Here is a 14,889-nt window from a genome sequence, read left to right as displayed (position 1 = left end):
TAAAAACCCCTGGATAAATGCAAGCCCGCACACATGGGATTGCGTTTGGCCTCAGGCGACTTTCACTTCATAACCTTCTTCGCTGATCGCTGCGATCACTTCATCCGCAGTCAACGCACTCTCGACGCCAACTTCCTTTGCCGCCAGATCAATCCGCACGCTGGCCGCGGGATCCCTCGCTTGCAGCGCTTGAGTGATGGCTTTGACACAGTGACCGCAGGACATGCCTTGAACGTTGAACACTTGCATGGAATGACTCCTTTAGTGGGATTGCGAGCAGTCTCGAGCTTGCCACCATGGCAAGGTCAAGTTCTGATGTGATCTGCCGGGCTGGCAATCGGCGTCGCGCTCGGCCAAGCTGCGTGCATCTATGACTCGATCTCAGGAGATTCAGCCATGCGCTGGTCAGCTCTCAGCCTGTTTGGCTTCCTCAGCCTTTTCGCCGCCGTGCCCTCGGTCAATGCTGCCGGGGAGGATTACGGTGTGCTGATCATTTCCCGCGAGCGCCTGGAAGTCTCGACCAACTGCGAAATCGGTGTGTACATCCAGGATCAACTGTCGGCGCGGCTTTTTCAGGAGCAAAGCACATCGTTCAACCTGCCGCCGGGCAATGTTTCCTTACGCCTGAAGCTGCTGCCGGGCCAGGCGCCGGGCTGCAATCCGGGGATGTTGGCGCCGGGGTCGCAGGACATCACGCTCAAGGCCGGGGATGTGTTGAAGTTCCGGATTGCGATGACGCAGGAAGGGATGTACCTGAAGCCTGCTGACCTCGGATATTGATTCACCTGCGATCTTTTGATCTGAGACATGGCGCTTGACCTTGCCAGCATGGCAAGGTTGATCCTGTAGACATCTTCTACAGGGAGCGCGACCGATATGTCCGAAACCACCACATTCGATCTGCCGATTGCCGGCATGACCTGTGCCAGTTGCGCCGGGCGTGTCGAGCGTGCCTTGAGCAAAGTCATCGGCGCCTCTGCCGTCAGCGTCAACCTGGCCACCGAGCAGGCCCGCGTTCAAGCACCCAGCGACAGTCTGCCGGCGTTGATGGACGCTGTGCAGCAAGCCGGTTACAGCGTGCCGCAGCAGAGTCTGGAATTGAGTATCGACGGCATGACCTGCGCGTCGTGCGTCGGTCGGGTCGAACGGGCGCTGGCCAAGGTGCCGGGGGTAAAAAGTGTCAGCGTCAACCTGGCCAACGAACGCGCCCACCTCGAACTGCTCGGCCAGGTCGATCCGCAAAGCTTGATCGCGGCCGTGACCAAGGCTGGCTACAACGCCAGCGTCTGGGAGGTCGAACACCCGACAACCGACACTCAACAACAGCGCCTGCACCATGAGCGCTGGGTCTTGATCATGGCGATTGCCCTCGCCTTGCCGCTGGTGTTGCCGATGCTGCTGCAACCGTTCGGTGTGCACTGGATGCTCCCGGCGTGGGTGCAGTTCGCGCTGGCCACGCCGGTGCAATTCATCTTCGGTGCCCGCTTTTATGTAGCAGCATGGAAAGCAGTGCGCGCCGGGGCCGGCAACATGGACCTGCTGGTCGCCCTCGGCACCAGCGCCGGTTATGGCTTGAGCCTCTACGAATGGGCCACCGCCGCCGGGCGCATGCCCCATCTTTATTTCGAAGCCTCGGCCGTCGTGATCGCCTTGGTCCTGTTGGGCAAATACCTCGAAAGCCGCGCCAAACGCCAGACCGCCAGCGCCATCCGCGCCCTTGAGGCATTGCGTCCGGAGCGGGCCATTCAAGTGATCGACGGCCGCGAACAGGACGTCGCCATCAGCGCTTTGCGCCTGAATGATCTGGTGCTGGTCAAGCCCGGGGAACGATTCCCCGTGGACGGCGAAGTGGTCGAAGGCCAGAGCCACGCCGACGAAGCATTGATCAGCGGCGAGAGCCTGCCCGTGCCGAAACAACCTGGCGACAAGGTCACCGGCGGCGCCATCAATGGTGAAGGCCGGTTGCTGGTTCGTACCCAGGCCTTGGGCGCGGAAACCGTGTTGGCGCGAATCATCCGTCTGGTGGAAGACGCGCAAGCCGCAAAAGCGCCGATTCAGAAACTGGTGGACAAAGTCAGCCAGGTATTTGTGCCAACGGTCCTGCTGATTGCACTGGCGACACTGATGGGATGGTGGCTGTACGGCGCGCCCATCGAAACGGCGCTGATCAATGCCGTCGCGGTATTGGTGATCGCCTGCCCTTGTGCGCTCGGTCTGGCCACGCCAACCGCGATCATGGCCGGCACCGGCGTGGCCGCGCGCTACGGCATTCTGATCAAGGACGCCGAGGCACTGGAGCGAGCCCATGAAGTCAGCGCCGTAGTCTTCGACAAGACTGGCACGCTGACCTCGGGTGCGCCACGCATCGCCCATTTAAGTGCCGTCGACGGTGACGAAGCGACCTTGCTGAAATGGGCCGGTGCGCTGCAACGCGGCAGTGAACACCCCTTGGCTAAAGCGGTTCTGGACGCTTGCGTCGAACGCGGATTGACCGTGGCCGATGTCAGCGACAGCCAATCCCTGACCGGAAGGGGCATTGCCGGCAACCTCGATGGTCGCCGTTTGGCGCTGGGCAATCGACGCTTGCTGGAAGAGAGCGGATTAAGCGCCGGTCCTTTGGCCGACTCTGCAACCGCGTGGGAAACCGAAGGCCGGACCCTGTCCTGGCTGATCGAGCAAAGTCCGCAACCAACCGTCCTGGGCCTGTTCGCCTTCGGTGACACCCTAAAACCCGGCGCGCTGCAAGCGGTGCAACAACTCAGCGCCCGGCACATCAGCAGTCACCTGCTGACCGGCGACAATCGCGGCAGCGCCAAAGTGGTCGCCGAAGCGCTCGGCATCCAGGATGTCCACGCCGAGGTGCTGCCGGCCGACAAAGCCGCCACCGTCGCCGAACTGAAGAAAAACGGCGTGGTGGCGATGGTCGGCGACGGTATCAACGACGCCCCGGCCCTGGCCGCCGCCGACATCGGCATCGCCATGGGTGGCGGCACCGACGTCGCCATGCACGCGGCCGGCATCACCCTGATGCGTGGCGACCCGCGACTGGTGCCGGCCGCGCTGGAAATCAGCCGCAAGACCTACGCGAAGATTCGTCAGAATCTGTTCTGGGCCTTCGTCTATAACCTGATCGGCATTCCGCTGGCCGCGTTCGGTTTCCTCAACCCGGTGCTGGCCGGCGCGGCGATGGCGTTGTCGAGCGTCAGCGTGGTGAGCAATGCGCTACTGTTGAAGACCTGGAAACCGAAGGATCTGGAGGACAACCGATGAACATCGGCCAAGCAGCCCGCCAAAGTGGCCTGAGCGCGAAGATGATTCGTTATTACGAGTCCATCGGTCTGCTCAAGGCGGCCCATCGCACCGACAGCGGTTACCGGGTGTACGGCGATGACGACTTACACACGCTGGCGTTTATCAAGCGTTCGCGGGACCTGGGGTTTTCACTGGAAGAGGTCGGTAAACTGCTGACCCTCTGGCAGGACCGTCAGCGCGCCAGTGCTGACGTGAAGGCCCTGGCTCGTCAGCACATCGACGAGCTCAACCAGAAAATCCTCGAACTCGGTCAGTTGCGCGATACCTTGCAGGACCTGGTCGAGCACTGCCATGGCGATCACCGTCCGGACTGCCCGATCCTCAAAAATCTTGAGTCGGGTTGCTGCGCCGTACCCGCTCGCTCCTGATCGCGAGCACCTTCACCAGCAGCAAGGCGGTGAGGGGAATGCCGTGGAACAACAGCACCACCGCGCCGGGCGTCCACCACGCATAAAACGGTGCAGCGATCAGCATGCCGACACCGAACCCGGTCATCTGCAACAACGTCAGAAAGCTGAAAATCGGCAGGCGCAGGCTGTCCGGTTCTCGTTGCAGGCGCGACATCAGGCCGACTTCAGAGAAACCGTCGCCCAACCCTGCCGGCAGTGAGAACAGCAGCAAGCCGTAGAGGGTCTGTTGCTGGAACATCAGGATGAAGCCGCAGGACATCAGCAGCACACCGAAAAAAAACCGTCTTTCCAGGTTCACGTTATCCGAGCCTTTGAGGCGGCTGGCGATCCGTGCGCCGATGAGTTTTCCGCAAGCCCATACCGCCAGCATCAGGCCCAGCGTGGTGCTGGCGGATTCGGGTGTCAGCAGTTTTGAAATGATCGGCAAACCCACGTTGTGTGCGGCGCTGCCCAAGGTATCGGCCATCGCGACCGCGAGCATCGCCGCCACCACCGGCGTAGCGCGCAGCCCCTGGCGCAGGGCTGACCATTCGCCTCGTTCGTGATCGGGCCCGGCGCTGGGAGACGGTCCGGAAAACCGCAGCGGCAGGATGAACAACGCGGCCAACAGGTAAGTGACTACGTTCAGTGCGAAGACCACCTCAAAGCCAAACGCTGCCACCAACACCCCGGCCACCAGACTTCCGCCGACCATGGCTGCCGATGACGCCGAGGTGATCCAGGCGTTGGTCTTGAGCAGTTGATCGCCCTCGATCAAGTGCGGCAGCTGACTGTTGAGGCCGATGGCAAACATTGAGTTGCCCAAGCCAAGCCCGAAGGCAATGACCGGCAGCAGCAGCGCTTGCTGGGTAACCGGCAAGACCAGCAGCAGCCCCAGCAATCCGGCGCGCAGCACATCGAAGACAATCAGCGGCAGACGCCCGGCCCAGCGGCGATAGAAGCGGGTGCCGATGAGGCTGGCAAAAATCCCTCCACCCACGCGACTGGCGAGGAAGATGCCAACGCTCATGGCGCTGTTGCTGAGCAGGTAGACGTAGGTGGCCAGGGCGACCATGTTGAGGAACGCGCCGAAGTCCGAGACCAGACGGGCGGCGATGATCAACTGGGCGTTGCGGGTGGAGGTGTCCACATTCAATCCTGCAAAGGGTTTAGCGTTTGACAAAAAACCCGGCCGAAGCCGGGTTTTTCGTCAACCGATCACTGCATCCAGGGCGGAGGCGGTTCTTCGGTTTTGCTCGGTGGCGCGTCATCTGCCGCGCGGACCGCTTGCTTGCGTTCTTCATCCAGGCGTGCCGCCTCGATTTCGCGCATGATCCCGCCGACGTCGGCCAACTCTTCCGGCTCGTCGAACTCGCCGGTCAAGACACTGGCCGGGTGCAAGGTGCCGGCTTCGTACAACGCCCACATTTCCTTGGCGTATTTGGTCTTTTTCAACTCCGGGGCAAACCGCCCGAAGTAGGACGCCATGTTGCCCACGTCACGCTCCAGCATGCTGAACGCGTGGTTGTTGCCCGCCGCGTCCACCGCTTGCGGCAAGTCGATGATGACCGGGCCGGTCGGGGTCAACAGTACGTTGAACTCGGACAGGTCACCGTGCACCAGGCCGGTACACAACATCAGCACGATCTGCGAAATCAGGAACGCGTGGTATTCGCGCGCCTGATCCGGCTCCAGCACCACGTCGTTCAGACGCGGCGCGGCATCGCCGTACTCATCGGCCACCAGCTCCATCAACAGCACGCCTTCAAGGAAGTCGTAAGGCTGAGGGACCCGGACACCGGCGCCGGCCAGACGGAACAACGCCGCCACTTCGGCGTTCTGCCAGGCGTCTTCGGTTTCTTTCTTGCCGAACTTGGAGCCCTTGGCCATCGCACGGGCCTGACGGCTGTTGCGCACCTTGCGGCCTTCCTGGTACTCGGCCGCCTGACGGAAACTGCGTTTATTCGCCTCCTTGTAGACCTTCGCGCAACGTAACTCGTTGCCGCAGCGCACCACATAAACAGCTGCTTCTTTACCACTCATGAGTGGGCGCAGCACCTCGTCGACCAGACCGTCCTCGATCAGGGGTTCAATGCGTTTTGGAGTCTTCATCAGCTTTTATTGTGGGTCCTTTATTACCAAACACGCGAAAGTCATTCGTTATACGGCAATCCACTCGTTCGGGGGAGGGGTTGCCGACCTATGAACGTTGCGGATGCACACAATGTGCCGGAAAAACCCGACAAACCCGCCGAGGTTCATCGACCGCCAAGGATCATAGCCGAGCCGGCAGCACTTGTTGGAGAAGGGATGCAAGGGGATTTGCGACAGAATCCGACATACCGGTCGCCACCCTTCGCAGGATTTTTTCCAACAGCCCTAAATTTCCTCCTTCCGCAGCCGAAGTCATCTGTAACAAAGTGAATTGTCCGACGATCGTTCCGATAGAAAACGATGGTGCCCCCAAGGGATAGGGGTTCGAAAAGTACGTTTACGGCTGCCAATAATTCCGCGAGTCATCTGCACTGCGTGGGCCTACAAGAAAATCTGGAGCGCGGATGAACATCAAACAGAAGTTGACGTGGGCGTTTGCAATCATCGCCTGCTTGCCCGTGGTGCTGGTCGCCACCCTCGTTGTGCTGAACCTGCGCAGTGATGCCAAGGACGAATTCGTCGACAACAGCGGTCGCGAAATCCGTCAGGTCAGCAATGCCATGCAACTGTTCTTCGACGGCATCAGCCAGAACGTCGAATACCTGGCCAGGCAGCCGCTGATCACGAACTCCGACGACAGCCTCAAGACCTACATGAATGCCAACGCCGCCAGCATTCCCCAGGGCGAGATGGACAAAAAAATCTTCGGCTTCCTGCAGGACCTGGGCAACGCCCATCCGTCCTACGCCTACGCCATCCTCGGCACGGCAGCCGGCGGCTACGTGTCGTGGCCGGACGATGCCAAGCTGGCGAACTACGACCCGCGCCAGCGTCCGTGGTACAAGGCGGCCCAGGCCAAACCGGGCAAGCCGTTCCGTACCGAGGCCTATTACTGGGCCGAAAATGACACGTCCTACGTCAGTACCGTACGCACCATCGATAACAAGCTGGGCACCAACGGCGGCGTGGTCAGCATCGACGTGTCACTCAAGCAGCTCACTGAACTGGTCAAGCAAATCAAGCTCGGTGAAACCGGCTACCTGATGCTGCTGGAAAACTCCGGCACCGTACTGGTCGATCCGAAACAACCGGAAAACAACTTCAAGGCCCTGGGCAGCCTCGGCGAGGGTTATGCGCAACTGGCCAAGGCCGGCAAAGGCCTGGTCGAAGTCGAACTCAATGGCGAGCGCTACATGGCCAACGTCTGGCCGTCCGAGCAACTGGGCTGGACCTTCATCGGCCTGATCAAGCAGAGCGACGTGATGAGCACCGCGACCCAACTGACCTGGTTGATCGCAATCATCGCCGCCGTGCTGGCCGTGGTCTTCGCCATCGTCGGAGCCAGTTTCGCCAGCGTCATCGTGCGTCCGATCCGCAGCGTGGCCGATGGCCTGGAAGGCATCGCCCAGGGTGAAGGCGACCTGACCAAAAACCTGCACGTCCGTGGCAGCGACGAAACCGCGCAACTGGCCAACTGGTTCAACCAGTTCCTGGCGGCGATTCGCAACCTGATCCAAAGCATCGGCGGCGCCGCGACCAAAATCCTCGCCACCTCCAAGAGCTCGACCCAGGTCTCCAGCGACATGGCCGAAGCGGCCGTGCGCCAGCGTGAAGCCGTGGACATGGTCTCCACCGCGTTCCATGAAATGGTCGCCACTGCCAACGAAGTCGCGCGCTCCTGCAGCCAGGCCGCCGAGTCGGCCGACAGTGGCCAGCGCCAGGCGCGAGAAGGTCAGCAGCAGATCGATGCGGCGGTGACCAGCGTCGATCGACTGAGCCAGGAAATCGAACAATCGGCCCAGTCGATGCAACAGCTGGAACGCGACAGCAATGACATTCAGTCGATTCTCGGAACCATTCGTTCGATCGCCGAACAGACCAACCTGCTGGCACTGAACGCTGCCATCGAGGCTGCACGGGCCGGTGAACAAGGTCGCGGTTTTGCGGTGGTGGCGGACGAAGTGCGGGCGCTGGCCAAACGCACGGCCGATTCCACGGCGGAGATCGACGGCCTGCTCGGCAACCTTGCCAAGCGCACCAGCCAGGTCACTCAGCAGATGCACGCGAGCCTGGAAGTGTCCCAGCAGTCGGTGACCCGCATCGGCGAGGCGCGCAGCAGCTTCGGGCAGATTCGTGAATCGGTGGACGTGATCCGCGACATGAACACCCAGATCGCCACGGCAGCAGAACAACAGCACCAGGTGGCGGAAGACATCAACCGGCACATCAGCCAGATTCATGGCGATGCGCAGTTGGTGGCGGAACTGGCGAACTCGGCGCGGCTGGATTCCCAGAGCCTGGCCGGATTGTCGAATGAACTGGACGGGTTGGTTCGTCGTTTCAGAACCTGATCCAAAATCGCTTATAACTGTGGCGAGGGAGCTTGCTCCCGTCGGCTGCGAAGCAGTCGTGAAAATTGGAAAATGCGGACCATCCTGAGACACCGCGTGGACTGATCTGGGACCGCTTCGCGCTCCAGCGGGAGCAAGCCCCCTCGCCACAATTACTGTCGAAACAATTCCCCGGGGGTAAACCCGAACAACCCTTTGAACGCCGCTATAAACGCCGACGTCGAGTCGTACCCACAAGACAACGCGGCATTCGTCACGCTGTCACCCTCCTCCAGCACATTCAACGACGACAGCAGTCGCATCCGCTGACGCCAGCCGCGAAAACTCAACCCGGTTTCACGCTGAAACAGGCGCATCAGGGTTTTTTCCGACGTGCCCAGTCGCTGCGCCCATTCCTGCAAGGTCACAGTCCGCTCAGGACTTTCGATCAGCTCATTGCACAGCCCCAGCAAGCGCTCATGACGCGGCAACGGCAGCGAGAAACCGACTTCGGGCAGATTCGCCAACTGGTCCAGCAACACACTCACCAACCGTGCTTCCGGGCTGTCGCCCTGTGGATATTCCACGGGCAGCAGGCAAAAACTCTTGATCAACTCCCGGGCCAGCGGCGTCACCTCCAACACCCGACAGCGGTCGTCCGCCCAAGGGCAATCCTCTCGGCGCACATAAAGACTGCGCATCTCGGCGCGCATCGAGGTCACGACCTGATGGTCGACATCCGCCGGAATCCAGATCCCCCACTGCGGCGGCGCAAAGAAACTGCCCTCGGCGGTGTGCACGCCGAGAACGCCGCTGATCGCGTAGGAAAATTGCACCCAGTCATGGCGATGAGACGAGGTCCACGAACCGGCGTTGAGGCTTTCCGCCCGCGCATACAGGGGGCGCGGCAGTAAGGTCAGTGCGGGAATTGTCCGTTCGAGGGAGAGTTGTCCGTTAGTCGGCATTGATGAGCCTTGTGTTGCAAGGTTGCTAAAGAGTCGACGTTAGGCCAAGCCACTCCCGCATTCAACACCGCTGATCCCCTGTGGGGCGAGCCTGCTCGCGATGGCGGACTGTCAGGCGACATTAATGTTGAATGTGCCGCAGCCATCGCGAGCAGGCTTGCTCCCACAGGTCTTGATTCAACGCTCAACTATTGCGGTGACACCCTGCCCGCCAGCCGCACAAATCGAGATCAGCCCTCGCCCCTTGCCTGCAGCGTCGAGCAGCTTGGCCAGGCTGGCCACAATACGTCCGCCGGTAGCCGCAAACGGATGCCCTGCCGCCAGTGAACTGCCTTTGACGTTGAGCCGGCTGCGGTCGATGGAGCCCAGTGGCGCGTCGAGGCCGAGGCGGGTTTTGCAGTACTCGGGGTCTTCCCAGGCCTTCAAGGTGCAGAGCACTTGCGCGGCGAACGCTTCGTGGATTTCGTAGTAATCGAAGTCCTGCAAGGTCAGGCCATTGCGCGCCAGGAGGCGTGGCACCGCGTAGACCGGCGCCATCAACAGCCCTTCGGCGCCGTTGACGAAATCCACCGCCGCCGCTTCGCCATCGCGTAAATACGCAAGGATCGGCAAGCCGCGCTCCTTCGCCCATTCTTCACTGCCCAACAGTACCAGCGACGCGCCGTCGGTGAGCGGCGTCGAATTGCCGGCGGTCAGCGTGCCTTTGGCGCTTTTCTCGAAGGCGGGTTTGAGCGAAGCGAGTTTTTCCAGGGTCAGGTCCGGGCGCAGGTTGTTATCGCGGGTCAGGCCCAGGAACGGCGTCATCAGGTCGTTGTGCCAGCCTTCGGTATATGACGCCGCCATTTTCTGGTGACTCTCCAGCGCCAGTTGATCCTGCTCCGCGCGCGGAATGTTCCAGGTCTGCGCCATCAACTCGCAGTGCTCGCCCATCGACAGGCCCGTGCGTGGCTCGCCGTTGCGGGGAAATTCCGGAATGAGATGCCCGGGGCGCAGTTGCAAAAAGGTTTTCAGTTTGTCGGCGGTGGTTTTCGCGCGGTTGGCCTGCAGGAGGATTTTGCGCAAACCTTCGTTGATGCCGATCGGCGCGTCGGACGTGGTATCGACGCCGCCGGCAATACCGCACTCGATCTGGCCCAGGGCGATTTTATTGGCCACCAGCAACGCCGCTTCCAGACCGGTGCCACACGCTTGCTGAATGTCATAGGCCGGGGTGGTCGGTGACAGCCGTGAGCCGAGCACGCATTCGCGGGTCAGGTTGAAGTCCCGGGAATGCTTGAGCACCGCGCCCGCAGCCACTTCGCCCATGCGCAGACCGTGCAGGTTGAAACGCTCGATCAGGCCTTCGAGCGCGGCGGTGAGCATCGCCTGGTTACTCGCGGTAGCGTACGGCCCGTTGGAGCGGGCGAAGGGAATCCGGTTACCGCCGATAATCGCGACGCGGCGCAGTTGAGTCATGAAAAGCTCCTGATGAACAATTTAAAAAACACTGCAACTCCCACAGGGTCTGCGTGTTCCTGAAAACCTCCGCAATGTCCAAGCGTAGGCCTTATCTCGTGAATCGAACGACTGATTGCCATTCGTGGTCCACACTTTGAACCCCAGCTACTGGAGCGCGTTCCATGTCTGATCGCTATATCGACTTCGCCAATTCATCCATCGGCCACCGTCTGGTCGGCGCCCTGGGTCTGCCGACGCCGGTTCGGCTGGAACGCTGGCAGGCAGGTCGACTGCGCCCTGTCGAAGGGGCGCTGCTGATCGGCGGCGGGCCGCTGGCGCAGAATGTCAGCGCTTTCGCCAACCGCCTGACCGATGCGATTTACAGCTACGACAGCGAACCCTCGATCGCCACCGCGTGGATTCCCGGTCACGGCCCGAAGCTGAAGGCAGTGGTGTTCGACGCCAGTCATCTGATGCATACCGATCAGCTCAAACAGCTGCGCGAGTTCTTCCAGCCACTGCTGAAAAACCTCGAGGACTCCGCGCACCTGGTCATTCTCGGGCGCGCACCGCAGACGTTGAGCGATCCGTTTGCTGCCAGCGCTCAGCGTGCCCTGGAAGGTTTCAGTCGTTCGCTGGCCAAGGAACTGCGCAGTGGCGGCACCTTGCAACTGATTCACGTCGGCGAAGGTGCCGAGGATCAACTGGAAGGCCCGCTGCGGTTTTTCCTTTCGCCAAAAAGCGCGTTCGTCTCCGGACAAGTGATTCACCTGAGTCCCTGCACCACGCCGGTGACGGACTGGACGCGTCCGTTGTCGGGGCGCAAGGCTCTCGTCACCGGCGCCGCACGCGGCATAGGTGCATCGATTGCCGAAACCCTGGCCCGTGACGGCGCCGACGTGATCCTGCTCGACGTGCCCGCGGCAAAAACCGATCTCGACGCCCTCGCCGCACGCCTCGGCGGGCGCAGCATTACCCTGGACATCTGCGCCGAAGACGCCGGCACACAGTTGATCGAGCAACTGCCTGACGGCGTCGACATTGTGGTGCACAACGCCGGTATCACCCGCGATAAAACCCTGGCCAACATGACCCCGGAATTCTGGGATGCAGTGCTCGCGGTCAACCTCAATGCCCCACAGGTGTTGACCAAGGCCTTGCTCGACAGTGGCACCCTGCGCGACAACGGCCGGGTGGTTTTGCTGGCGTCCATCAGCGGCATCGCCGGCAATCGCGGGCAAACCAATTACGCGGCGAGCAAGGCCGGGTTGATTGGGCTGGCCCAAGCCTGGGCGCCGCTGCTCAACGAACGCGGCATCAGCATCAACGCGGTGGCGCCGGGGTTCATCGAGACGCAAATGACTGCGCACATTCCATTCGGCCTGCGTGAAGCGGGCCGGCGCATGAGTTCGCTGGGCCAGGGCGGCCTGCCGCAAGACGTCGCCGAAGCGGTGGCGTGGCTGGCGCAACCGGGCACCGGCGCGTTCACCGGGCAAGCGCTGCGCGTCTGCGGACAAAGTGTTTTGGGGGCTTAGTGATGATTACCGATTGGCACACGCTCAACCGCGAACCAAGCCTGCCCGGGTTGTATGTGCAGGCCGCGACGCGACGCAAGATCACCGGCTCCACGTTGCCCGATTCGGGTTTGCGTTGCTGGGTCGATGTCGATCCGAAACGTCTGGCGGCTTATCGCAACGTCTGCGGGTTTGCCGACAACGGTTTGTTGCCGCCGACGTATCCCCACATCCTGGCGTTCGCGTTGCAGATGCAACTGCTGACTGACAAGGATTTCCCGTTCCCGCTGCTGGGGTTGATTCACCTGAGCAACCGCATTCGCGTCTTGCGGCCCATGGGCGGCGTGAATCGCGTGCGGGTCAGCGTGCAGGTGCAGAATCTGCAACCCCATGCGAAGGGCGCGACGTTCGATCTGCTGACCACGCTCGATGATCAGCTGGGACCGTTGTGGGAAGCGCAAAGCCGGATGCTGTGTCGCGGGGTCAAACTTGAAGGCGAGCCCGTCGAGGAGGTACTGGCCTCGACGATGATGCTGACTGAAGTCGCCCGCTGGAAAGCACCTGCGGACATCGGCCGGCAATACGCCAGGGTGTCAGGGGATTACAACCCGATACACCTCAGTGCGGTGAGCGCCAGACTGTTCGGTTTCCCTGCGGCCATCGCTCATGGACTGTGGAACAAGGCACGGACGCTGGCAGCGCTGGCGGATCATTTGCCCACAGCGAATGTCGAGATCGCCGTGCAGTTTCGCAAGCCGGTGCGCTTGCCCGGCGAAGTGACATTGCTCGCCAGCACGGCGGCTTCGAGTGGGGATTTTCGACTGGTAGGCGTGGGCGATCTGGAACATATGGTCGGCCATTGGCGGCCGGTGGCCTGACACCCGGCTTGAGCTTCACACAAACACTGCAGTCGCTCGTAAACCAGCGCCTGCGGGCCGTGTGCAGACAGTCGGATCGGACGTTGAACATGTTTAATTGTATATATCACTTCAGTTTTTTCGCCGCTCCCCACGCCTCCGCCAAACAACACTGCACATTGATTTAAAACAAATTTATCTCCCGCCACCGGCAAAAACCACACCCAAGGTATTAGTGCTTAGGCGGCACCGGCGCGTCCGTATCTAAAAGGTTAATACCAACTGGAGAATGGTGCCTCAGAGCCTTTGCGATTGTGATGTGGACAACGGACGAAGGCATTGCCGACGACAGAAACGGCAAGCCATCGACAACAACGACGTTGTTACAGGTGCAAGGGATCTCACTCATGAACACTCACGTATGGTGTAAATCGGCAACGGCATTGACGCTCATCCTCTCTCTCGGCCTCGCCGGTTGCAGCAGCGGCGGTGGCGGTCATCACAGCAGCTCCGACAGTTCGTCCCCTGACAGCACGAACACGGCGGGCGCCGGTGGCGCAAGCGGTGGCGGAGCGGGCGGCGGCACGGGAGGAGGTACAGGCGGTGGCGGCACAACCACGCCGACTGCCTCGCCGCTGGTGACCACCACACTGGTACAGGATGTCGGCACAACAGTCAGCGGCCTCGGCGATGGCGTCGGGCAGCTCGGCAATTCCCTGAGTTCAGTTCCCGTGGTGGGTGGTGTGGTTCAAAGCGTCGCCAACACCACCGGCAATGTAGTCACCACACTGGGTGACGGCTTGGGCAACGGCATTGGCAAACTGACCACCGACCCGAATGGTCTTGGCGTCACGGCCGCCTCGGTGGGCGGCGTGGTGCAGGATGTCGGCAACGGTGTCTCCGATGTCAGCGGCAAGCTCGCCACCGCGACCAGCAGCGTCCCGCTGGTGGGCGGCGTGGTCACCAAAGTCGCGCCAGTGCTGGATGGCGTCGGCGAAAGAGTCACCATGCTCGGCGACACCTTGAGCACCGCAACCACCACAGGTCCGTTGGGGTCGGTGACCAAGGAGATCGGAAGCAAGCTGGTGCCGGTGATTGCCTTGGTCGAGAACACCACGGACAAAGCAGGCGACGCCACCGGCCTGGGCGATCCGCTCAAAGGTGTGATCAAGAAAGTCGGCGATACCGTCGATGGCGTGGGTGACAACGTCGCCGATGCCGGCAATGGCAATCCAGTGACGGACACCCTCGGCAACGCCCTGAGCAACACAGGCACCACGGTCGGCAAGGCCGGTGGCCTGGTGTCCAACGGCAAAGATTCAGGCACCGGCAGCGGCGGTGGTCTGGGTGGCAACGGCCTGCTGGAAACCGTTGGTGGCGCGGTGGTCAACCTCGGCCAGGGCCTGAGCGGCAGTAACGGGGTGGTCGGTACGGCGGGCAAAAACGCTGTTGCCGGCGGCAATCTGGTCGCCACTGTAGGCGGCGGCCTGGGCGGCAGCGGTGTCGCCAATGTCGGCCCGACCGCTGCACTGGCCAGCGTCGGAAGCAACATCGGCACAGCGCTCAACCCGGTGACCAGCGCCGTCACCGGTCTCACCCAAAATGTCGGCGCCGCCACCGGCCTCGGCAGTCCGATCGCGGGTCTGACCGGCCAGGCCGGCGGCGCGGTCGCCAACCTCGGCGGCGCGATTGTCGCCAGCAATACCAACGCGGTCACCGCGGCACTGGGTAACACTGTCACCTCCTTGGGCAATACCGTCAGCGGCGTTGGCGGGTTGGTCAACGGCGGCACCGGCGGCGGTCTTGGCGGACTCCTCGGCGGCCTGGGCGGCAACAATCGCTGATTGCACCTGGCCGATTCGACGGCCTTGACTACAGCGCCTACGCTTGGTTGGAGGCGGAAGATTCGCATGAGTCTTCCGCCCTTTCTT

The 14,889-nt window shown here is 61.8% G+C and carries 12 protein-coding genes and 1 pseudogene; 8 read left to right on the top strand and 5 right to left on the bottom strand.

The genetic code is table 11. The features are described 5' to 3' along the window. Positions 1–51: 51 nt before the first annotated feature. Positions 52–249 (bottom strand): heavy-metal-associated domain-containing protein, encoded by a 198-nt coding sequence (locus B723_RS08845; RefSeq protein ID WP_017336389.1) that lies wholly within the window; start codon positions 247–249, stop codon positions 52–54. A gap of 147 nt (positions 250–396) precedes the next feature. Between B723_RS08845 and B723_RS08840 the strand changes: the two genes are divergently transcribed. From B723_RS08840 to cueR, 3 genes are all read left to right on the top strand, one after another. Beyond that, complete coding sequence (locus tag B723_RS08840; RefSeq protein WP_017336388.1) at positions 397–780, top strand: hypothetical protein; 384 nt, start codon at positions 397–399, stop codon at positions 778–780. A 96-nt stretch (positions 781–876) separates the two neighbouring features. After that, the gene (locus tag B723_RS08835; protein ID WP_017336387.1) at positions 877–3,270 is read left to right on the top strand and encodes a heavy metal translocating P-type ATPase; all 2,394 of its coding nucleotides are present in this window, start codon (positions 877–879) and stop codon (positions 3,268–3,270) included. Next, the gene (gene cueR / locus B723_RS08830; protein WP_017336386.1) at positions 3,267–3,680 is read left to right on the top strand and encodes a Cu(I)-responsive transcriptional regulator; all 414 of its coding nucleotides are present in this window, start codon (positions 3,267–3,269) and stop codon (positions 3,678–3,680) included. The genes B723_RS08835 and cueR overlap by 4 nt, the downstream gene beginning before the upstream one ends. Here the strand turns inward: cueR and B723_RS08825 are convergent. Both B723_RS08825 and B723_RS08820 read right to left on the bottom strand, forming a co-directional pair. Next, positions 3,634–4,851, bottom strand: a complete 1,218-nt coding sequence (locus B723_RS08825; protein WP_017336385.1) for an MFS transporter — start codon at positions 4,849–4,851, stop codon at positions 3,634–3,636. The genes cueR and B723_RS08825 overlap by 47 nt on opposite strands. Positions 4,852–4,919: 68 nt before the next feature. Next, a complete protein-coding gene (locus B723_RS08820; protein ID WP_017336384.1) occupies positions 4,920–5,813 on the bottom strand; it encodes a PA4780 family RIO1-like protein kinase in 894 nt (297 codons plus the stop codon). A gap of 446 nt (positions 5,814–6,259) precedes the next feature. Between B723_RS08820 and B723_RS34085 the strand changes: the two are divergent. Together B723_RS34085 and B723_RS34080 are read left to right on the top strand one after the other, a co-directional pair. After that, positions 6,260–7,348, top strand: a pseudogene (locus tag B723_RS34085) (cache domain-containing protein); the annotation flags it as partial. Positions 7,349–7,438: 90 nt separating this feature from the next. Next, positions 7,439–8,206: a methyl-accepting chemotaxis protein gene (locus tag B723_RS34080; protein ID WP_425311819.1), complete on the top strand. Its 768-nt coding sequence runs from the start codon at positions 7,439–7,441 to the stop codon at positions 8,204–8,206. Positions 8,207–8,358: 152 nt separating this feature from the next. Here the strand turns inward: B723_RS34080 and B723_RS08810 are convergent, their stop codons facing one another. Next, entirely contained in the window at positions 8,359–9,150 is a 792-nt protein-coding gene (locus B723_RS08810) for an AraC family transcriptional regulator (RefSeq protein ID WP_017336382.1), read from the bottom strand. 177 nt (positions 9,151–9,327) lie between these two features. Then, positions 9,328–10,605, bottom strand: a complete 1,278-nt coding sequence (locus B723_RS08805; protein ID WP_017336381.1) for an acetyl-CoA C-acetyltransferase — start codon at positions 10,603–10,605, stop codon at positions 9,328–9,330. A gap of 164 nt (positions 10,606–10,769) precedes the next feature. Here B723_RS08805 and B723_RS08800 point away from each other — a divergent pair, with 164 nt between their 5' ends. The 3 genes from B723_RS08800 (at position 10,770) to B723_RS08790 (ending at position 14,802) form a co-directional block, all read left to right on the top strand. Beyond that, positions 10,770–12,122 (top strand): 3-oxoacyl-ACP reductase, encoded by a 1,353-nt coding sequence (locus B723_RS08800; RefSeq protein ID WP_017336380.1) that lies wholly within the window; start codon positions 10,770–10,772, stop codon positions 12,120–12,122. Between the two features lie 2 nt (positions 12,123–12,124). Beyond that, positions 12,125–12,979 carry a MaoC family dehydratase gene (locus B723_RS08795; protein ID WP_017336379.1) on the top strand — a complete coding sequence of 285 codons (855 nt, stop codon included), beginning with the start codon at positions 12,125–12,127 and terminating at the stop codon, positions 12,977–12,979. 386 nt (positions 12,980–13,365) lie between these two features. Continuing rightward, on the top strand, positions 13,366–14,802 hold the full coding sequence (locus B723_RS08790) for a collagen-like triple helix repeat-containing protein (protein WP_017336378.1): 1,437 nt from the start codon (positions 13,366–13,368) through the stop codon (positions 14,800–14,802). The last annotated feature ends 87 nt before the right edge of the window (positions 14,803–14,889 follow it).

Origin of the sequence: Pseudomonas fluorescens NCIMB 11764 (assembly GCF_000293885.2) — a bacterium.
Classification (GTDB): domain Bacteria; phylum Pseudomonadota; class Gammaproteobacteria; order Pseudomonadales; family Pseudomonadaceae; genus Aquipseudomonas; species Aquipseudomonas fluorescens_B.
This window is presented reverse-complemented; position numbering and strand designations above follow the sequence as displayed.